This is a genomic window from Streptomyces sp. NPDC087428, assembly GCF_044744085.1.
Lineage (GTDB): Bacteria > Actinomycetota > Actinomycetes > Streptomycetales > Streptomycetaceae > Streptomyces.
In genome coordinates, this window is the sequence record NZ_JBIUXR010000010.1 from 351,742 (window position 1) to 370,952 (window position 19,211).

18 protein-coding genes and 1 riboswitch are annotated in these 19,211 nt (G+C 69.1%); of the genes, 9 read left to right on the forward strand and 9 right to left on the reverse strand.

Going from position 1 to position 19,211, the window contains the following annotated elements:
* The first annotated feature begins 105 nt into the window (after positions 1 to 105).
* Positions 106 to 1,317, forward strand: a complete 1,212-nt coding sequence (locus ACIO3R_RS23215; protein WP_402108298.1) for an MFS transporter — start codon at positions 106 to 108, stop codon at positions 1,315 to 1,317.
* 103 nt (positions 1,318 to 1,420) lie between these two features.
* On the forward strand, positions 1,421 to 1,846 hold the full coding sequence (locus tag ACIO3R_RS23220) for a heme-binding protein (protein ID WP_402108299.1): 426 nt from the start codon (positions 1,421 to 1,423) through the stop codon (positions 1,844 to 1,846).
* Between the two features lie 64 nt (positions 1,847 to 1,910).
* Here ACIO3R_RS23220 and ACIO3R_RS23225 read toward each other — a convergent pair whose 3' ends face one another.
* The 5 genes from ACIO3R_RS23225 to ACIO3R_RS23245 all read right to left on the reverse strand — a co-directional run bounded on the left by ACIO3R_RS23225 (position 1,911) and on the right by ACIO3R_RS23245 (position 6,224).
* Positions 1,911 to 2,816, reverse strand: a complete 906-nt coding sequence (locus ACIO3R_RS23225) for a GNAT family N-acetyltransferase (protein WP_402108301.1) — start codon at positions 2,814 to 2,816, stop codon at positions 1,911 to 1,913.
* Between the two features lie 174 nt (positions 2,817 to 2,990).
* Entirely contained in the window at positions 2,991 to 3,470 is a 480-nt protein-coding gene (locus ACIO3R_RS23230; protein ID WP_329615118.1) for an NUDIX hydrolase, read from the reverse strand.
* 63 nt (positions 3,471 to 3,533) lie between these two features.
* Positions 3,534 to 4,430 (reverse strand): LysR family transcriptional regulator, encoded by an 897-nt coding sequence (locus ACIO3R_RS23235; RefSeq protein ID WP_402108306.1) that lies wholly within the window; start codon positions 4,428 to 4,430, stop codon positions 3,534 to 3,536.
* A gap of 218 nt (positions 4,431 to 4,648) precedes the next feature.
* Positions 4,649 to 5,779: a cystathionine gamma-lyase gene (locus ACIO3R_RS23240; RefSeq protein WP_402108310.1), complete on the reverse strand. Its 1,131-nt coding sequence runs from the start codon at positions 5,777 to 5,779 to the stop codon at positions 4,649 to 4,651.
* A gap of 67 nt (positions 5,780 to 5,846) precedes the next feature.
* A complete protein-coding gene (locus ACIO3R_RS23245; RefSeq protein ID WP_385041271.1) occupies positions 5,847 to 6,224 on the reverse strand; it encodes a phage holin family protein in 378 nt (125 codons plus the stop codon).
* A gap of 68 nt (positions 6,225 to 6,292) precedes the next feature.
* Between ACIO3R_RS23245 and ACIO3R_RS23250 the strand changes: the two genes are divergently transcribed.
* From ACIO3R_RS23250 to ACIO3R_RS23265, 4 genes are all read left to right on the forward strand, one after another.
* Positions 6,293 to 6,610: a cupin domain-containing protein gene (locus ACIO3R_RS23250; protein WP_363022907.1), complete on the forward strand. Its 318-nt coding sequence runs from the start codon at positions 6,293 to 6,295 to the stop codon at positions 6,608 to 6,610.
* Positions 6,611 to 6,747: 137 nt separating this feature from the next.
* On the forward strand, positions 6,748 to 6,963 hold the full coding sequence (locus ACIO3R_RS23255; RefSeq protein ID WP_363022909.1) for a DUF5326 family protein: 216 nt from the start codon (positions 6,748 to 6,750) through the stop codon (positions 6,961 to 6,963).
* 229 nt (positions 6,964 to 7,192) lie between these two features.
* Positions 7,193 to 7,963: an IclR family transcriptional regulator gene (locus tag ACIO3R_RS23260; protein WP_385041265.1), complete on the forward strand. Its 771-nt coding sequence runs from the start codon at positions 7,193 to 7,195 to the stop codon at positions 7,961 to 7,963.
* 101 nt (positions 7,964 to 8,064) lie between these two features.
* A complete protein-coding gene (locus tag ACIO3R_RS23265; RefSeq protein WP_024489558.1) occupies positions 8,065 to 8,502 on the forward strand; it encodes an SsgA family sporulation/cell division regulator in 438 nt (145 codons plus the stop codon).
* Between the two features lie 81 nt (positions 8,503 to 8,583).
* Here ACIO3R_RS23265 and ACIO3R_RS23270 read toward each other — a convergent pair whose 3' ends face one another.
* Complete coding sequence (locus ACIO3R_RS23270) at positions 8,584 to 9,930, reverse strand: YibE/F family protein (RefSeq protein WP_402108313.1); 1,347 nt, start codon at positions 9,928 to 9,930, stop codon at positions 8,584 to 8,586.
* A 70-nt stretch (positions 9,931 to 10,000) separates the two neighbouring features.
* A riboswitch (TPP riboswitch) is annotated at positions 10,001 to 10,134 on the forward strand.
* Between ACIO3R_RS23270 and thiC the strand changes: the two genes are divergently transcribed.
* A complete protein-coding gene (gene thiC, locus ACIO3R_RS23275) occupies positions 10,127 to 11,941 on the forward strand; it encodes a phosphomethylpyrimidine synthase ThiC (protein WP_402108316.1) in 1,815 nt (604 codons plus the stop codon). (Overlaps the previous riboswitch by 8 nt.)
* 62 nt (positions 11,942 to 12,003) lie before the next feature.
* Here thiC and ACIO3R_RS23280 read toward each other — a convergent pair whose 3' ends face one another.
* The 3 genes from ACIO3R_RS23280 to ACIO3R_RS23290 form a co-directional block, all read right to left on the reverse strand.
* Complete coding sequence (locus ACIO3R_RS23280) at positions 12,004 to 12,828, reverse strand: hypothetical protein (protein ID WP_402108319.1); 825 nt, start codon at positions 12,826 to 12,828, stop codon at positions 12,004 to 12,006.
* A 182-nt stretch (positions 12,829 to 13,010) separates the two neighbouring features.
* On the reverse strand, positions 13,011 to 14,069 hold the full coding sequence (locus ACIO3R_RS23285; protein ID WP_385027873.1) for a metallophosphoesterase: 1,059 nt from the start codon (positions 14,067 to 14,069) through the stop codon (positions 13,011 to 13,013).
* A gap of 173 nt (positions 14,070 to 14,242) precedes the next feature.
* A complete protein-coding gene (locus tag ACIO3R_RS23290) occupies positions 14,243 to 15,355 on the reverse strand; it encodes a LacI family DNA-binding transcriptional regulator (protein WP_078617615.1) in 1,113 nt (370 codons plus the stop codon).
* Between the two features lie 371 nt (positions 15,356 to 15,726).
* Between ACIO3R_RS23290 and hisC the strand changes: the two genes are divergently transcribed.
* Both hisC and ACIO3R_RS23300 read left to right on the forward strand, forming a co-directional pair.
* Positions 15,727 to 16,806 (forward strand): histidinol-phosphate transaminase, encoded by a 1,080-nt coding sequence (gene hisC / locus ACIO3R_RS23295; protein WP_385027870.1) that lies wholly within the window; start codon positions 15,727 to 15,729, stop codon positions 16,804 to 16,806.
* An 883-nt stretch (positions 16,807 to 17,689) separates the two neighbouring features.
* Positions 17,690 to 19,198: a cytochrome ubiquinol oxidase subunit I gene (locus tag ACIO3R_RS23300; protein WP_385349048.1), complete on the forward strand. Its 1,509-nt coding sequence runs from the start codon at positions 17,690 to 17,692 to the stop codon at positions 19,196 to 19,198.
* Positions 19,199 to 19,211: the final 13 nt, after the last annotated feature.

Here is a 19,211-nt window from a genome sequence, read left to right on the forward strand (position 1 = left end):
GGATAGGCGACGCGTGCAATAGCCCGCGCTTGCAATTAACCCGCGTCTGCAATTATTGTCGACGCTCGTAAGGCGCAGACGCAATTTTCAGGGAAGGTGTCACCCATGCCGCTCGCGCTCCTCGCCCTCGCCATCGGGGCATTCGGTATCGGAACCACCGAGTTCGTGATCATGGGGCTGCTCCCCGAGGTGGCTGCGGACTTCCAGGTCTCGATCCCGGCCGCCGGATTCCTCGTCACGGGCTATGCGCTCGGTGTCGTCCTCGGCGCCCCGCTGATGACCGTTCTCGGCACCAGGGTCACCCGCAAACGCATGCTGATGATCCTGATGGGGCTGTTCGTCATCGGCAACGTGGTGTCCGCGACCGCACCCGTCTTCGAGGTGATGCTCGCCGGCCGGGTCATCGCCTCCCTCGCCCACGGCGCCTTCTTCGGCATCGGATCGGTGGTGGCGGCCGATCTGGTCGCTCCGCACAAGAAGGCCGGTGCGATCGCCATGATGTTCACCGGCCTCACCGTCGCCAACGTCGTCGGTGTCCCGCTCGGCACTTACATCGGGCAGGGCGTCGGCTGGCGGGCCACGTTCTTCGCGGTCGCCGGCCTCGGTGTCATCGGCCTTCTCGGAGTGGCCGGGCTCGTCCCCGACCAGCCCCGCGCCGAAGGCGTCCGGCTCCGCCACGAACTGGCCGCGTTCCGCAATGTGCAGGTCCTGCTCGCCATGGCGATGACGGTGCTGGGCTTCGGCGGAGTCTTCGCGGCGATCACGTACATCACACCGATGATGACCGAGATCGCCGGCTACTCGGCCTCCTCGGTCACCTGGCTGCTGGTCCTCTTCGGACTCGGCATGGTCGGCGGCAACCTGCTCGGCGGCAAATTCGCCGACCGCCACCTGATGCCCCTGCTGTACGTGTCGCTGGGCGCGCTCGCCGTCGTCCTGTCGCTGTTCACCCTGACCGCGCACAACAAGATCGCGGCAGCCGTCACCATCGTGCTGATCGGTGGCCTGGGCTTCGCGACCGTGCCCCCGTTGCAGAAGAGGGTGCTCGACCATGCGGCGGGCGCCCCGACCCTCGCCTCCGCCGTAAATATCGGCGCCTTCAACCTCGGCAACGCACTGTCGGCCTGGCTTGGCGGCGTCGTCATCGCTGCCGGGTTCGGCTACACCGCGCCCAACTGGGTCGGCGCGGTCCTCGCCGCCTCCGCGCTGGTCCTCGCCGTCGTCTCCAGCACCCTGGAGCGCCGCACGGCCACCCGGAACCAGCCGGTCGCCGCCCACATTCCGGAGCCGGCCGCCGTACCCGCGGCCCGGCACTGATCCGCCGCACACGTCCTACGCGTCAACCCACGCACCCCCGCAGTGCCCCGCATCGCGTCGCACTGCACTGCCCTGCACCGCACCGCATCAAGGAGAGATCCCCATGAGCACCATCACTGCCGCCGTCGCCCCGCTCACCACGCAGGACGCGGAGGCGCTCGTCGGAGCGGCCCGTATCGCCGCCGAGGCGGCAGGCGTCGCCGCGGCGGTCACGGTCCTCGACGCGGGCGGCCACCTGCTGGCCTTCCGCCGCGACGACCGGGCCGTTCTGATCGCCGGTGAGACCAGCACCCGCAAGGCCTACACGGCCCTTCAGCTCAACGCCCCCACAGCCGACCTGGTCGACGCCGTCCAGCCGGGAGGTCTCTTCCACACCCTGCCGACCGCGCTGGACCGGCCGCTGCTGTTCATCGCCGGTGGCGTCCCGGTCCACCGCGACGGCCGTCTGATCGGCGCTGTCGGCGTCGGTGGCGGGGCGCCCGAGCAGGATCACGGGTTCGCCACAGCCGCTGTGGACAGCCTCGTCTGAACTCGCGACGACGGGCCTGGGGCAGACGGAACCGCCCGGTCCGCCCGGACCTCCGCCGGGGTTGTCAGCCGGTCGCCACGCTCAGCGGCGCGAAGCACTGCGTCCAGTCCCCCGGCGGCTGCTCCCCGAGGGTCATCACGGTGGTCGCTGAGCCGTGTCCGAGCCCGCGCTCCCCGAGCCAGCGGAGTAGTTCCTCGTGACGGGCGTCGATATCGGCACGCAGCGGCCGGTCGGTCGCCCCGGCCAGCGAGGACACGAGGAGCTTCGCCGTGGCGGTGTCCCGCGCGACGAGCGGTCCGACCACGTGACTGGCCGAGCTCGGCCAGAGCCCCGCATAACCGACGAGCTCCCCGCCCTCCTCCGCCACCCGCAGGTGGTCGGCGAAGGCGGGGAGGCGGGTCAGGAGGTGTGTCCGGTCGAGGCCGAAGGCATGTCCGTCCAGCCGGAGCATGGCCAGAAGGTCTCCGGCCGAGGCAGGACGAACGGTGAGCCCGGGGCTGACCCCCAGACCTTGATCAACATCCGCATCCGGGCTGCCGGGCCCGGCAGGCGGCTGGAAATGCCCGCTCATCCGCTCGGCGCGGCCCACCGCGACGAACCCGAGCTTCTCGTAGAGCGGTCGGCCCTGTGCCGTCGCGTAGAGGCTGAGAGGAGTGCCCCCGGTCGATTCGATCACCTGGTGCATCAGCTGCCGGGCGATCCCCTGCCGGGCGTGGCGTCCGGCGACCAGCAGCATGCCGATGGCGGCCATGCGCGGGCCGTAGGAGGTCACCACACAGGTCGCCATCAGGCCTTTGCCATCGGGGTCGTCGATGCCGAAGCACGTTCCCGCTGCGAGGAGCAGTCCCCATCGGTGCTCATCACGCGGCCAGCCGCGGTCCTCGGAGAGATCGGCGCAAGGGACCAGATCGTCCCGGGTGAGACGCCGGACGGGCAGACCGGCGAGCGGGCGGGGCAGTGGACTGGACATGAGGGTCAGGCTCTCCGACGTAATGATCGCTCGTCCACCGCTTTAACGGAACTGGCCGAGACCCGCAGCCGCCGGCCACGCCGGGGCGGACTTTCAGCTGAGCCGTGTCACCTGAGCTGAATCATCTGAGCCGTTTCGCGTGGGCTGTTTCACGTGAAACAGCTCCGCGGCCGATCAGCCCAGATCGGTCGCGTGCATCGCGCGCACGCCCTCGATGTTGCCGTCCAGGTAATGGCGGAGCGACAGCGGTACGAGGTGGACGGCAGCGATCCCGACCCGGCTGAACGGCACCCGGACGACGTCGTACTCCCCACAGGGTGCGTCGATCTCGGGTCCGTGGCGCAGGGACAGGTCCATCGAGTCGAGCCGGCAGACGAAGAAGTGCTGGACCTTGACGCCCTTCACCCCGCTGCCCTCGATGTGTTCCACGGTGTCGACGAAACAGGGGACCACATCGGTGATCTTGGCGCCGAGTTCCTCGTCCACCTCACGGTGCAGGGCGTCGACGACAGTCGCGTCCTCGGGTTCGACCCCGCCGCCCGGAGTGAGCCAGTACGGATCCACCCCCGGCTTGGTGCGCTTGATGAGGATGAGGTCGTTGCCGTCGAGCAGGATGGCGCGTGCGGTGCGCTTGACCACGGGACGTTCGGTCATGGCAAGAGAGTGGCCCGCTGGACCCGTTCTGAAACACCTGAGGGCTGCTGGACCGTTCTGAGGTCACCAGTCGGCTGCGGCGCGCAGCAGCCACTCGTGCGCGCGCGCGAGATGCGGCAGCGCGAGCGTGCCGGTCCGTGCGGCGATGAAGTAGGTGCGCAGCGGGGGCACGGGAGGGTCGAGGAGTGCCACCACCTCGCCCCGCTCCAGTGCGCCTTCGCAGAGGTAGCGGGGCAGGACGGCCAGCCCGGCGCCCGCCGCCGTGCATTCCAGAACGGCCCGGAGGTCCGGTGCGATGACGGCCCCGGCGGCTGCGGGCCGGCTGTCGAAGACCGCGGCCCAGTAGCGGGAGACGAGCGGCAGGCTCTCGTGGACCTCCACCACCGGCAGCTGTTCCAGGACCACCGGGCCGTTGCGCCGCAAGGTCCCCGGCCCCAGTCGCCCGGCCCAGCGGGGCGCGGCGACCAGGACGTGCTCCTCGTCGCAGAGCGGGGTCGCGGTGAGCAGCCCACCGCGCGGGCGGGCCGTCACGATGGCCAGATCGTGGTGTCCGGCGGCCAGGCCGTCCAGCGTCTCGTCGGTGTCCGCGGAGAACGAGCTGCGCAGGGCGAGGCCCTGGATGATCAGCGGCGTGAGCGCGGGCAGCGCCCGTAGCGAGGTGAACTCCGGTGGCCCGGCCAGATGCAGCGTGCGAACGCCCGTCTCCTCGTCGAGCTCCGCCTCGGTGATCTCCACCAGCGCGTCCAGATGGGGAGCGGCCCGGTGTGCGAGTTCGTCCCCGATGGTGGTGGGCGTCACACCGCGGGCTCTGCGCAGGAAGAGGGGGCGGCCCAGCTGCCGTTCCAGGGTGCGTATCTGGGAGGTCACAGCCGGCTGGGAGAGGCCGAGGAGCGCGGCGGCCCGGGTGAACGAACCGGCCCGGTGCACGGTGACGAAGGTGCGCAGCAGGGCCAGGTCCATGTCCTGTCCCCTCTCACCGTTGCGACGTGTCGGGCCCGGACAACCATAAATATGCCGATAGGCCGCTGCCGCTACTGTGATTGGACACTGACGCAGAGTCAACTAGCCTTGTCGAGGCGGTTCGTCGCGTGCGGAAAGCGGCGTGCCGGGACGGCCCGAGCCACGAGGGGGGAGGCTCGGGCCGTCCGTACCGCATCGGCTGCTGCCCGTACGGACGCTCAGCTTCCGGCGACTGCCTCGGCCAGCGCCCGTTCCACGTCGGCCACCAGGTCCGCCGGGTTCTCGGCGCCCACCGAGAAGCGGATGAAGCCTTCCGGCACGGCGTCGCCGCCCCAGCGGGCCCGTCGCTCCGCGGTGGAGCGCACACCGCCGAAGCTGGTCGCGTCCTCGGCCAGCCGCAGCGCCGAGAGGAAGCGCTCTGCGGTCTCCCGGTCGGCCAGTACGAACGACACCACTGAGCCGAAGCGCCGCATCTGCCGCACGGCGTTCGGGTGCGAGGGGTCGGTGGGCAGCCCGGGATACCGCAGCCCGGTCACCTCCCGGTGCCCGGTGAGCGCCTCGGCGAGTGCGAGGGCGTTCGCGCACTGCCGCTCGATGCGCAGTTCCAGGGTGGCCAGCGAGCGGTGCGCGAGCCAGGCCTCCATCGGCCCGGGGATCGCGCCGACCACCTTGCGCCACCGCCGCACCCCCGCCGCCAGCCCGGGGTCGAGACAGGCCACGTGGCCGAGCAGGATGTCGCCGTGCCCGGTCATGCCCTTGGTGTCACTGGCCACCGAGAAGTCGGCCCCCAGTTCCAGCGGGCGCTGGCCGAGCGGGGTGGCGAGCGTGTTGTCCACGGCCACCAGCGTCCCGCCCGCGTGCGCCGCCTCGACGAGCCGTCGCACGTCGCAGACGTCGAGCCCGGGATTGGACGGGGTCTCGATCCACAGGAGCCTGGCCCCCTCCAGGACGGCCAGCTGGGCATCGCCCCCGGTCGGGGCGGTCCGCACCTCGACCCCGTAGGCCTCCAGCTGCGCTCGTACCAAGGGGAGCGCCTGGTATCCGTCGTCGGGCAGCACGACCACGTCGCCGGTGCGCGTCTGGGAGAGCAGCACGGCCGAGACCGCCGCCATCCCGGAGGCGAAGACCGTGGTCTCGACGCTCTCCCCCGGCGCTTCGAGCTCGCCGATGGCCCGTTCCAGATGGGTCCAGGTCGGATTGGTGTCACGGCCATAGGTGTACGGGCCGGTCGGCTCGCCGGAGAGGTGGAAGTGAGCGGCGAAGACCGGACCGGGGAGAGTCGGTTCGTACTGTTCCGGTTCCGGCAGGCCGGCCCGTACCGCGCGGGTTCCGTCGCCCATGGTGCTCATACTGCGTCCTCACTGCTCTCCCCGGTCCGTCACCGGTTCTGCCTGCACTGTTCCAGGTGGACGCGGATCAGTCCTCGTCGGGCAGGACGACGTTCAGCGCCCAGGACACGATCGAGATGATCAGTCCGCCGAGGACCGCGGTCCAGAAGCCGTGGACGTGGAAGCTCAGGTCGAACTGGCCGGCCAGCCAGGAGGTCAGCATCAGCATCAGGGCGTTCACCACCAGGGTGAACAGCCCCAGCGTGAGGATGAAGAGCGGCAGCGTGAGCAGCTTCAGGACGGGCTTCACACAGAAGTTGACCAGGCCGAAGATCAGCGCGACCACGATCAGGGTCAGTACCTTGCGGCCGGTGCTGCCGCCGGACAGCGTGATGTCCTGGAGCAGCCAGATGGCCACTGCCAGCGCACCCGCGTTGGCGATCGTCTTGACTACGAAATTCTTCATGTGTCTGATCGTGGCAGACATGATCGGTGGTGGACACCGGCTGGGCAGAGGCAAGGGACGGACAGGCCATGAAGGCATTCAGACTGGACGAGCTGGAAGCGGAACGGGCCGCCAACGACGGGGCGTACCTGCAGTTCGTACGCGAACGGAACATGTCTGTCGGTCTGTACGCGCTGGACGCCGGTGACCTCGATCCGCAGCAGCCGCACCAGCAGGACGAGGTCTACCTCGTCGTCAGCGGGCGCGCGTCGATCACCGTGGGCATGGAAACCACGCAGGTGGGCAGAGGAAGTGTCGTGTATGTACCTGCCGGCACGGCCCACAAGTTCCACCACATCACCGAGGACCTGCGGGTGATGGTGGTCTTCTCGCCGCCCGAGGGCTGAGGGGTCCGGGAGGCGGAGCCGTCTCTCGGGGATCCCTAGGGGTTCGATCAGGGGAGTTCAAGGGCTGCGAGGCCCCCGCCGGCCACCCCCGCACCTCTAGCATCGAAGCAGGAACTCACAGAGACGAGGTATGGACGATGGCCGTGCGGGAGATATTCGCGGGAATGCCCTGGTGGGTGAAGTGGATCGCGGTGCCCGTCATCGCGATCGTCGTGTTCGGTGGCCTGATCGCCAGCGTGGTCGGCTTCGTCGTCTGGCTGCTCTTCAAGGTCCTGATCTTCGTGGTCCTGGTCGGCGGGATCGTATTCCTCGTGCGGAAGTTCATGTCGTCCTCCTCGGGCGGCGGCTGGTAGCCGCGCGATCGGGAGACCGTTAGGCCAGCTGAGCTAAGCGGAAGACGAAACGACACCCCCTTCGGGCGCTGCCGATACAGTGAAATTCGCTGCCGCCGCCTGGGAGAGCACCGCCAGTCACCACCTGACCAGTGGTGGGCACGGCTTCCGGAGTCAGGCCTGCGGCAGACATGTGGGGGCGGCCTCCACAGGCGGGCTGACCGCCCGTCACCATGCCTGGGGGTGACCGTTGACCACGGCATCGAGTACCGCTGTGCCGACGTTGATCGGATCGGTGCAGCGGGCGCTGAAGCTGCTGGAGGCCGTGGGTGCCCATCGCGACGGGGCGCCGGCCAAACAGCTCGCGCGGGAGGCGGGGCTTCCGCTGCCCACCGCCTACCACCTGCTGCGCACCCTCACCCATGAGGGATATCTGCGCAGGGAGAACGGCGTCTTCCTCTTCGGTGCCGCCGCCGAGCGGCTGGTGAACGACGGCGCCCTGCAGAACCGTCGCAGCCGGATGACCCAGTCGCTGGGCCGCTGGCGGGACATCATCGGCGCCCCGGTGTACTGCGCCGTCTACCGCGACGGTGAGATCGAACTCGTCGCGGTCGCCGACACCCCGGCAGCGCCCGCGGTGGAGGAATGGGCCGCCTTCCAGGAGACCGGGCACGCCCACGCGATCGGCCAGTGCCTGCTGAGCCAGCTCGACGAGAAGGCCCGCGAGGACCACCTGGACCGGTATCCGGTGCGCCCGCTGACCCGCTACTCCGTGCGCGACCGCCCGGCGCTGGTTGAACGGCTGCGGTCGCTGGAGCGAATGGAACCTGTCGTCGAGCGACAGGAGTACGCCCTCGGGACGGTTTGCGCGGCCATCCCGATCACGGCTGGTTTCACGGCGGCGGCGATGGCCATTTCGGTACCTCTCGACCAGGAAGAACGGTTGCTCCCCGCAGTCGAACGGCTACGTGGCGAAGTGGCCAGCCTCTTGCGTTCGTTCGTGTTCTCTATCAGTATCTGAAAAATCACTCCTTGTGATCTGCTATCGCGTGCACCACGATGGCGTCAATAGGGCCACGGGGGATCATTCCTGGCCAGATTCATCTACTGCGGGGTTGAACGATGCGCGAGTCGGTTCAAGCTGAGGTCATGATGAGCTTCCTCGTCTCCGAGGAACTCTCTTTCCGTATCCCGGTGGAGCTCCGGTACGAAGTGTGCGATCCGTACGCGATCCGGATGACCTTCCATCTGCCCGGCGACGCCCCCGTCACCTGGGCTTTCGGCCGTGAGCTGCTGCTCGACGGCCTCAACAGCCCCAGTGGCGACGGCGACGTACACATCGGGCCGACCGAGCCCGAAGGGCTGTGCGATGTCCACATCCGGCTCCAGGTGGGGGCGGACCGCGCCCTGTTCAGGGCAGGTACGGCACCACTTGTGGCCTTTCTCGACAGGACGGACAAGCTCGTCCCCCTCGGGCAGGAGTGCACGCTGGGTGATTTCGAGGGCAATCTCGAAGAGGCATTGGGGCGAATTCTGGCCGAGGAACAGAACGCCGGCTGACGGGGATCGTCCCGCCAGCCCCGGGTGCCGGTCGAACAGCACACCTGCCGAACGGGTGAATCACTCTCCGTGAGCGACTGTTCAGGGCCTCGCCCGTCGGCGGCGTCCTCCGCCACTCCGTACGGGTGCCGAAGCCCCGGCTTCCGCGCCGACCCCCGTACGGTCCGCGGAGACGACCAGTGCCGCGAGCGCGGTGGTCACCGGCACCGAGGCGACCAGCCCGATCGAGCCGACCAGTGTGCGCACGATCTCCTCCGCCACCAGCTCGCTGTTGGCCACCGTTCCCATGCTGCTCTGGGCGATCGAGAACAGCAGCAGCAGCGGAAGCGCGGCGCCCGCATAGGCGAGCACCAGGGTGTTGACCACCGACGCGATGTGGTCCCGTCCGATCCTGATCCCTGCCCGGTAGAGCTGCTTCGCATTCATCGTGGGGTCCGCCTGGTGGAGTTCCCAGACCGCCGACGTCTGGGTGACCGTCACATCGTCGAGCACTCCCAGCGAACCGATGATGACGCCGGCCAGCAGCAGACCGCTCATGTCGATGTGCGGATACAGGCCGTGGATGAGGCCGGTGCTGTCGTCGGTGTTCCCGCTCAGGCTCGCCCAGCCGATGAAGAGCGAGCCGAGCAGCCCGATCAGCAGCAGTGAGATCAGGGTGCCGATGACGGCGACCGAGGTGCGGGCGGTCAGCCCGTGGCAGATGTAGAGGGCGATCAGCATGATGGCACTGGCCCCGACGACCGCCACGAGCAGCGGATTCGAGCCCTGCAGGATGGCCGGGAGGATGAACAGGGTCAGCACGGCGAACGACAGGGCGAGCGCCACCAGCGCCATGACCCCGCGCAGCCGGCCCACGACGACCACCGCCACGGCGAAGATCCCCGCCAGCAGCGCCATCGGGAACTTCCGGTTCACATCCGTCACGGAGTACTGGAGGTCATGGGGCGCGTCGGGGGCGTACGCGACCACCACCCCCTGACCCTCCCGCAGCTGTCGCGGTGCGTCGGGCTGGACGACCTCGATGAAGGTGCGCCCCTTGTCCTCGCCGCTCGTGACCTCGATCGTGGCCTTCGCGCAGAGTCCGGCCCCGTCGCCACCGGTGGCCGGGTCCCCCGTCGGCTGCGTGGTCTCGCCGCTGGTGGGAAGCTGGGCCGCGTTCACGTCCTTGCAGTCGACCCTGTCGATGTTCACCACCTTGGCCTGCTGGGTCTGCCGGTCGAACCCGACACCGGTGCGCTCGTGCGCCGGCGCACCACCGGGCCAGAGCACCACGAGACCGACGGCGACCGCGGCCGCGAACGGGATCAGCACGGCGGCGATCACCTTGCGCAGGTGCTTGGACACGGGGGCGGCGGGGCCGTGGCTGTGGCTGTGCGAGTGGGTGTGCTGATGGCCCGGCTGTTCGGGAACGGTATGAGGGGACGTCACCGGCCGATCATCGCAAGAAGAACAGGGCCCTCTGTTCAGCACACCCGCGAGGGCGTTAGCGTGGTGGCACCTTTGCACACGCGGGAGCTCGGAGCACCGGGCTGAGAGGGCGCTGATCTCCGTACGTCCGTACGGGACACGCTGCGCCGACCGCCGAACCTGTTACCGGGTAATGCCGGCGTAGGGAGTAGGTCTCATGACCACAGCGGACGCACGCACGCCTGCCTCCAATCAGAGCGACGAGGCCGGGAAGTCCATCGGCTGGCACAAGGGATACGTCCAGGGTTCGCGCCCGGACCTCCGGGTGCCGGTCCGTCAGGTGCACCTCACCAACGGCAAGGACGTGGCGCTGTACGACACGTCGGGGCCGTACACCGATCCCGCCATCGACACCGATGTCCGCCGCGGGCTCGCGCCTCTGCGGGAGAACTGGATCATCGCCCGGGGCGACACAGAGGAGTACGCCGGCCGGGCCGCCCGGCCCGAGGACGACGGGCTCAAGCACACCTCACCGCGGACGGGGTCTCCCCTGCCCGAGCGAAGCCGAGAGCTCGGGGAGGGACTGCGCAATCTGGACGCCGTCTTCCCCGGCCGTCCCCGCCGGCCGCGGCGCAGCCGGGACGGCCGCCCGGTGACCCAGCTCGGGTACGCCCGCCGGGGGGAGATCACCCCGGAGATGGAGTACGTGGCGATCCGGGAGAACGTCGAGCCCGAGGTGGTGCGCGAGGAGATCGCCGCGGGCCGGGCCGTGCTACCGGCCAACGTCAACCACCCGGAGATCGAGCCGATGATCATCGGCAAGCGGTTCCTGGTGAAGGTGAACGCCAACATCGGCAACTCCGCGGTGACGTCCTCCATCGAGGAGGAGGTGGACAAGATGACCTGGGCGACCAAGTGGGGCGCCGACACGGTCATGGACCTTTCCACCGGCCGCAACATCCACACCACCCGTGAGTGGGTTCTGCGCAACTCCCCGGTGCCGATCGGCACCGTGCCCCTCTACCAGGCCCTCGAAAAGGTCGACGGCAGGGCGGAGGAGCTGACCTGGGAGATGTACAAGGACACCGTCATCGAGCAGGCCGAGCAGGGCGTCGACTACATGACGGTCCACGCCGGCGTGCGCCTGCCGTACGTTCCGCTGACGGCCCGACGCAAGACCGGCATCGTCTCCCGGGGCGGCTCGATCATGGCCGCGTGGTGCCTCGCGCACCACAAGGAGTCGTTCCTGTACGAGCACTTCGAGGAGCTCTGCGAGATTCTCGCCTCGTACGACGTGACGTACTCGCTGGGCGACGGGCTGCGCCCCGGATCGATCGCGGACGCCAACGACGAGGCGCAGTTCGCCGAACTGCGCACGCTCGGCGAACTGAACACGGTCGCCAAGCGGTTCGGCGTCCAGACGATGATCGAGGGCCCGGGGCATGTCCCGATGCACAGGATCAAGGAGAACATCGACCTCCAGCAGGAGATCTGCGAGGAGGCGCCGTTCTACACGCTCGGCCCGCTGACCACCGACGTCGCGCCGGCGTACGACCACATCACCTCGGGTATCGGCGCCGCGATGATCGCCTGGTGGGGGACGGCGATGCTCTGTTACGTGACGCCCAAGGAGCACCTCGGCCTGCCCAACCGGGACGATGTGAAGACCGGGGTCATCACCTACCGGATCGCGGCCCATGCGGCGGACCTCGCCAAGGGGCACCCGGGGGCGCAGGAGTGGGACGACGCGCTGTCGGACGCCCGGTTCGAGTTCCGGTGGGAGGACCAGTTCAATCTGGCGCTCGATCCGGACACGGCACGGGAGTTCCACGACGAGACGCTGCCGGCCGAGCCGGCGAAGACGGCGCACTTCTGTTCGATGTGCGGTCCGAAGTTCTGCTCGATGAAGATCTCGCACGACATCCGGCGTGAGCACGGCGGTTCGCAGTCGGAGATCGAGGCGGGCATGGCGGAGAAGTCCAAGGAGTTCGCGGCCGCGGGCAACCGGGTCTACCTGCCGATCGCGGACTGAGGCACGGCGCCTCGTACCGGCGGGCTCGCGCCGGTACGACGCGCCCCGCGCCCCCCGACCCGTCAGTCCATCTCGTGTTCGGGGCCGCCGAAGTCGGGGCTGGAGAAGTCCGGGCTGGTGAAGGTCGGCCGGGGCGCGGCCGCCGGGCCGTCGTCCGGGCTGGAGAAGTCCGGCCTGCTGTAGCCGATCTTCGGGATGCGGTTGGCCGAGGGGTACGGGGTGCGGGCGGCGGGGGCGGCGCCGGGGTCGGCGAGCGCGTCCCGCAGGAACGGCAGGATGCCCCGTTCCAGCAGCGCGTGCCGCCAGGCCTCCCGGGCACGGGCCACGTCCTCCGGCAGTTCCTCGCCCGGGTCGTCGGCGGCCAGGGAGGTGGAGCCGTTCCGCAGGGCGGTGATGAGGAGGCCGATGGCGGCGATCAGGATGGCGGCCGCGGTGAGCGCCGCGAAGAACCAGCCCGCGCCGACCATGGTCCCCGCGAAGGACGGTGGCGGGCTCAGCATCTTCAGGATGTAGCCGACCAGCAGGAAGATCACCGCGGCCGTGCCGGCGAGCACCGGGGCCAGCACGGTGACGACGGCTCCTATGCCGGCGCCCGACCGGTCGGGATCGTCGGCGCCGGTTCCCCGGACGGCGTCCCGGTCGGTGTCGGCGGCCGTGGCGCGCAGCTCCTCGCGGGCCTTCACATAGTGCTCGTACTCGGTGGCGGCCGTGGCGGTGATGAGGGCGGTGGCGGCCATCGCCATGGTGCGCAGCTGGACCGGGTTGAGCTGTTCGCCGACTGCGGCCAGATCTGGTCGTTCATGGGCGTGACGCAGCGCGTCGTCGAGGATCCGCTCGTACTCGGGGCGGTCCTCGGTCAGCAGGTGCGGAGCGCTGTTCATGTGCATCCCCCGATGCTCCGTAGGGCCTGAATGCCCGATTCGACCGGGCAGTTTGGCGGAAACGGAGGAGAGCCTGCTACTGGTACGCCGATGGTAGAGCGCCCACGGCACAGGGTGACAGGGGGTTTCCGGAAATAGGCCCAGCGGTCGGCATGGTCAGGTCGTTCATGCGTCTTCCCCGAAGACCGTCAGTCATGCAGGGGGAGTTGGACGACCAGTAGCTTTCCGGCCATGGTCACTCCGCCGTCCATGGCGATGGCGAGCCCGTCCGCGTACACGTGGGGGCCGTCGATCAGCGGGTTCGCGCTGTCCTCGCCGTCCTCGGAGCCGACCTCGCCGAGCAGATACGGAATGGGGCTGTGACCATGGACGACGCGTCGGCCGCCGTAGGCCGCCATCAGCTGCTGGACGGCCTGCGGGCCCGACTCGTCGCGGAAGGCGAAGCGCTTGGTGAGCTTGCGGAAGAGGTCCCAGCACTCATCGGCGTCGTTCCGCGTCAGAATGGCGTGCACCGTGTCGTTGACGTCCTCGATGGTGGTTCCGTAGTCGAGGTAGGCCGTCGTGTCCGAGTGCATCAGCAGGTGCCCGTCCTCCTCGACGACCGCGTCGAGCCGGGACATCCACTGGAGGTGGACGTCCTGGAGCCGCTCCATGTCGGTCTTCTGGCCGCCGTTGAGCAGCCAGGCGGCCTGGAAGGTGGCGGTGCCCGCGCCGGAGTTCACCGGGGTGTCGCCGAACCGCTTGGCGCCGAGGAGCAGCAGCTCGTGGTTGCCCATCAGGGCCTTGCAGTAGCCGCCCGCGGCCGCGGCCTCCGCGGACAGCCGCATCACGAGGTCGATGACGCCGATGCCGTCGGGGCCCCGGTCGGTGAAGTCGCCGAGGAACCAGATCCGCGCGTTGCCCGCGGACCAGTTGCCTTCGGCGTCGATCAGGCCCTGTTCGGCGAGGGCGGCGTGGAGTTCGTCCAGGTAGCCGTGGACGTCGCCGACCACGTACAGGGGGCCGAGCTCCGGATCCTGGGCGGGCCGCGGTTCGGGCACGGCCCGCACCTGGACGGTGGTGTCGCGGGTGATCACCGGAAGGTCGCGCTCTGTGGGGGTGTACCCCACCGGCGGCTCACCTTCCGGGAAGGCGTTCCCCGGGTGCGGAGCCGCAGGCGGCGCCGGGGACTGCGCATAGGGCGGTACGCGGAAGTCGCGCAACGTCGCCGTCCGCACCGCGGGTTCCTGACCGGCCCCCTGTGTCATCGACCCCTCCACCACCGTCGCGCCGCCGTACACCTGACGGGCCCTGCTGGTCGGGGTGGTCCGCGGTGTCGTCCGCCCATCATAGGAATGCGAATCGTGCTCTGTGACGCACCAGGGGTGGTCAATCCGAACGCATGCCGGGTTATCCGGTCGATTAGTCCCAATTGGTCTGATCAATCCCCTGCCGGGGAGCGTGGCGCGCTGACCGTGGTGCGGGGCGGACGGCGTTGCGAGGAGGTCCGGACGATGAGCTCCGTCGGTATCACCTGCTCCACCGGGCCGTCCTGGTCCACGCCTTCGATGGCGTCGATGAGCAGTTGTACGACCGCGGTGCCGATCCTGCGCGGTTTGAGCGAGAGCGTGGTGATGGGCGGCTCGGTCGTCGCGTAGACGGTGGATTCGCTGCAGCAGACCAGCAGCAGGTCCTCAGGGACGCGCAGACCGTACCGGCGGGCCGCCGCGAGCAGATCGGTGCCGTTGGGGTCGAAGAGCCCGTAGACGGCGTCAGGGCGGTCCGGACGGGCCAGCAGGCGGTCGGCGGCCACCGCGCCCGCGCACGGGTCGTGGGCGGGGTAGGACTCGTACACGGGATCCTGGCCCACCCGCTCGCACCAGTGCAGGTACGCGGTGGTGGACAGCCGGGTGTACGTGTCGGTGGTGGTGCCGGTGAGCAGCCCGATACGGCGGGCCCCGGCGGCGGCGAGGTGGTCGAGGAGGTCGAGCACGGCGGCCCGGTGGTCGTTGTCGACCCATGCGGTGACCGGGAGGGTCCCGGCCGGCCTGCCGTCGGAGACGACGGGCAGCCCCTGGCGGACGAGTTCGGTGACGACCGGGTCCTGGTCGGAGGGGTCGATGACGACGGTGCCGTCGAGGGCGACGTTCGACCAGACGTCGTGGCGTGAGGTGGCGGGCAGGATGACGAGGGCGTAGCCGCGGGCCAGCGCGGCGGACGTGGCGGCTCTGGCCATCTCGGCGAAATACGCGAATTCGGTGAAGGTGAAGGGTTCATCCCCGTAGGTCGTCACGGTCAGGCCGATCAGGCCGGACTTGCCGGTACGGAGCGTTCGGGCCGCGGCGGATGGGCGGTAGCCCAAGCGCTCGGCGACCTCGCGGACATGGCGACGGGTGGCGTCCGGGAGCCTGCCCTTGCCGTTGAGCGCGTCGGAGACGGTCGTGATGGAGACTCCGGCGGCGGCGGCCACATCCCGGATACCTGCTCGTCCCCGCCTGCCGCCGCGCCGGGGGGTCTCCGTCCGGCTCACCTGGTGCTTCCCTGCTGCTGTCATGGCGAGCCGATAGTAGGTCGCGCACGGGCAGTTGGTCTGATCGCATATGCACCCGTTGACAGGCACGTTTCTGCATGGTCATCAGCGGTCAATAACCTTGTGAATCAAGGGTGTTGTTGAGAAAAACCATCATGTGTCGGGTGTCGGACCGGATGGACCTGCCGTAGGGGCGATGTCTCGAAGAGGTCTCAACTCACCTCTTCGAGGGACGCGCGCCACGGAGTGAGCCACCGGCGCGCGCCAGGGGGCGGAGCGCTCCCCCTCATTCCGGGGCCCACCGGACGAATCCTCTGTCCCGCCGTTCGCAGCGGCGCTCAATCCTCATATGGTGAGCAGTATTGATGTGTGCAGACGGTCGAGGAGGACCTGCGGTGAGCCAGACGAGCCCCAAGTTGCGCGCCGAGCTGGACGGCGTTCCCGCCTATGTGCCGGGCAAGCCGGCCGCGGCGGACGGACCGGTCGCCTTCAAGCTGTCCTCCAACGAGAATCCGTATCCGCCGCTGCCGGGGGTGATGGAGTCCGCGATGGCCGCGGCCGCGCACTTCAACCGCTACCCGGACATGGCCTGCACCGGCCTGATGAACGAGCTGTCCGAACGTTTCGGTGTGCCGGTCTCGCACCTGGCCACCGGCACCGGCTCCGTCGGTGTGGCGCAGCAGCTGCTCCAGGCCACCTCGGGGCCGGGTGACGAGGTCATCTACGCGTGGCGCTCCTTCGAGGCGTACCCGATCATCACGCAGGTCAGCGGCGCGACGTCGGTGAAGGTGCCGCTGACCGACGGTGAGGTGCACGATCTGGACGCGATGGCGGACGCGATCACCGACCGGACCCGGATGATCTTCGTCTGCAATCCGAACAACCCCACCGGCACCGTGGTGCGCAGGGCCGAGCTGGAGCGGTTCCTGGACCGGGTGCCGGGCGATGTGCTCGTGGTGCTGGACGAGGCGTACAAGGAGTTCATCCGCGACGCCGATGTGCCGGACGGCATCGAGATCTACCGGGACCGCCCCAATGTGGCGGTGCTGCGGACGTTCTCCAAGGCCTACGGTCTGGCCGGTCTGCGGGTCGGCTTCGCCGTGGCCCACGAGCCGGTGGCGGCCGCGCTGCGCAAGACCGCGGTGCCGTTCGGCGTCAGCCAGCTCGCCCAGGACGCGGCGGTGGCGTCGCTGCGTGCCGAGGACGAACTCCTGGGCCGGGTGGGCTCCTTGGTGTGCGAGCGTCAGCGGGTGCAGGAGACGCTGGTGCGGCAGGGGTGGACGGTGCCGGAGTCCCACGCGAACTTCGTCTGGCTGCGGCTGGGGGACCGTACCGCCGACTTCGCCGCGGTCTGCGAGAAGGCCGGCGTGGTCGTCAGGCCGTTCGCGGGCGAGGGCGTGCGGGTCACGATCGGTGAGGACGAGGCCAATGACCTGTTCCTGAAGGTGACGGAGTCGTACCGCAAGGAGCTGTGAAGGGGGGCGCGGCCCGCCGGTCGCGCTCACTGGGCCACCAGGTCGTTCAGGCCGGCACGGGGCGGGGGCGGGGCCCGCGTTCGGCGGCCGCGCGGCCCGGACGGCCGCCGTGGCCCGTCGGATCCGCGCTCCCGTCATTCCCGATGCCCGTCGGCCGGCGCCTGTAGCGGCCTGTTCGGTTCGTCTCCCGCCCCGTCGTACCCGGCGTCGGCGATCCGTTGGAGTTGCGCAGATCGCGGGCCGGAGCGGCGCGTTGCGTGAGCGGAAGCCCGGCGCGCGGGAATCCCTCGTCCAGCAGCTCGGACCTGCAACGCGATCTGTGGATCCTCGTGTTCGCCGGCCACCCGCACCGGGCGACGCACCTGTTCCAGGACCAGGCCGAGAGCCTGGCCGACCCGGCGCTGCGCCAGCTCTTCCTCCACTACGCCCCGGCGCACGACCTCGATGCCGACGGCCCCGCATCGACGACCTCGCCCGCAGGACCGCCGAGGCGATCCGGGAACGCCACGGACCCGACGAACCGCCCGAGCCGGACGCGGCCTCCGACATCCCCGCCCTCGCCCAGAGCACGGTCGGCGCCTCGTCCCCGGCGTGGCAGCGACTCGACACGCTCATCCGCGCACCACTGCGTGCGTGACTCGACGCCCGGGACGCCCTGGCCCTCCCATGTGCCACGTCCCCGGGCCGGAGCGGTGTCTGCTTCGGGGGAAATGATCAGTACGTCCCCGGAGGGGTACCCCGGCCGAGAGTTCGATTCAGGGGTGGGCCATAATTGCTTGTGAATGTGAACGCGTTCACAAGCGTGTCCTGCTTCCTCCCATGATCAGTCGGATTTAAGGGACAAAATGCCGGTGCAACTACGGCGACGTAAGGAGAAGACGACGTGGAGCTAGCTCTGGCGCCGGAGACCCTGGCGCGATGGCAGTTCGGAACGACCACCGTCTACCACTTCCTCTTCGTTCCCCTGACGATCTCGCTCGCCGCGCTCACCGCGGGCCTGCAGACCGCCTGGGTGCGGACGAACAACGAGAAGTACCTCAGGGCCACCAAGTTCTGGGGAAAGCTCTTCCTGATCAACATCGCCATGGGTGTCGTCACCGGCATCGTCCAGGAGTTCCAGTTCGGCATGAACTGGTCGGACTACTCGCGGTTCGTCGGAGACATCTTCGGTGCTCCGCTCGCGTTCGAGGCGCTGATCGCGTTCTTCTTCGAGTCCACCTTCATCGGGCTGTGGATCTTCGGCTGGGACAAGCTGCCGAAGAAGATCCACCTCGCCTGCATCTGGATGGTCTCGCTCGGCACCATCCTCTCCGCGTACTTCATCCTGGCGGCGAACTCCTGGATGCAGCACCCGGTCGGCTACCGCATCAACAAGGAACGCGGACGCGCGGAGCTCACCGACTTCTGGCACGTGCTCACCCAGAACACCGCGCTGGCGCAGTTCTTCCACACCATCACGGCGGCCTTCCTGGTCGGCGGGGCGTTCATGGTCGGCATCGCCGCCTTCCACCTGGCCCGCAAGAAGCACATCCCGGTGATGCGGACCTCGCTCCGGCTGGGGCTGATCACCGTGGTGGTCGCCGGTCTGCTCACGGCCGTCAGCGGTGACCAGCTCGGCAAGGTGATGTTCAAGCAGCAGCCGATGAAGATGGCCGCGGCCGAAGCGCTGTGGGACGGGCAGCACTCCGCACCCTTCTCGATCTTCGCGTACGGCGATGTCAGCAAGGGGCACAACTCCGTCGAGATCTCGATCCCCGGAATACTGTCCTTCCTCGCCGACGACAACTTCAACTCGTACGTCCCCGGCATCAACGACATCAACAAGGCCGAGCAGGAGAAGTACGGGCCCGGCGACTACCGGCCCAACATTCCGGTCGCCTTCTGGAGCTTCCGGTGGATGATCGGCTTCGGGATGGCGTCCTTCGCCCTCGGGATCCTGGGGCTGTGGCTGACCCGGAAGAAGTTCATGCTTCCACCGGGGATGCGGACCGGTGAGGACGAAGTGCCGCACCTGGTCCTGTTCAAGAACAAGGCGCTGAGCCCGAAGCTCGCCAGGTGCTACTGGATCGTCGCCCTGTGGACCCTGCTCTTCCCGCTCATCGCCAACTCCTGGGGCTGGATCTTCACCGAGATGGGGCGTCAGCCCTGGGTCGTCTACGGGGTGCTCCAGACCCGTAACGCGGTCTCCCCCGGCGTCTCGCAGGGCGAGGTGCTCACCTCGCTGATCCTCTTCACGCTGCTCTACGCGGCGCTGGCCGTGGTCGAGGTCAAGCTGCTCGTGAAGTACATCAAGGCCGGGCCTCCCGAGCTCACGGACGACGACCTCAACCCGCCCACCAGGATCGGCGGCGACGATGACGACGCCGACCGGCCCATGGCCTTCTCCTACTGAGAGCGCAGGAGCC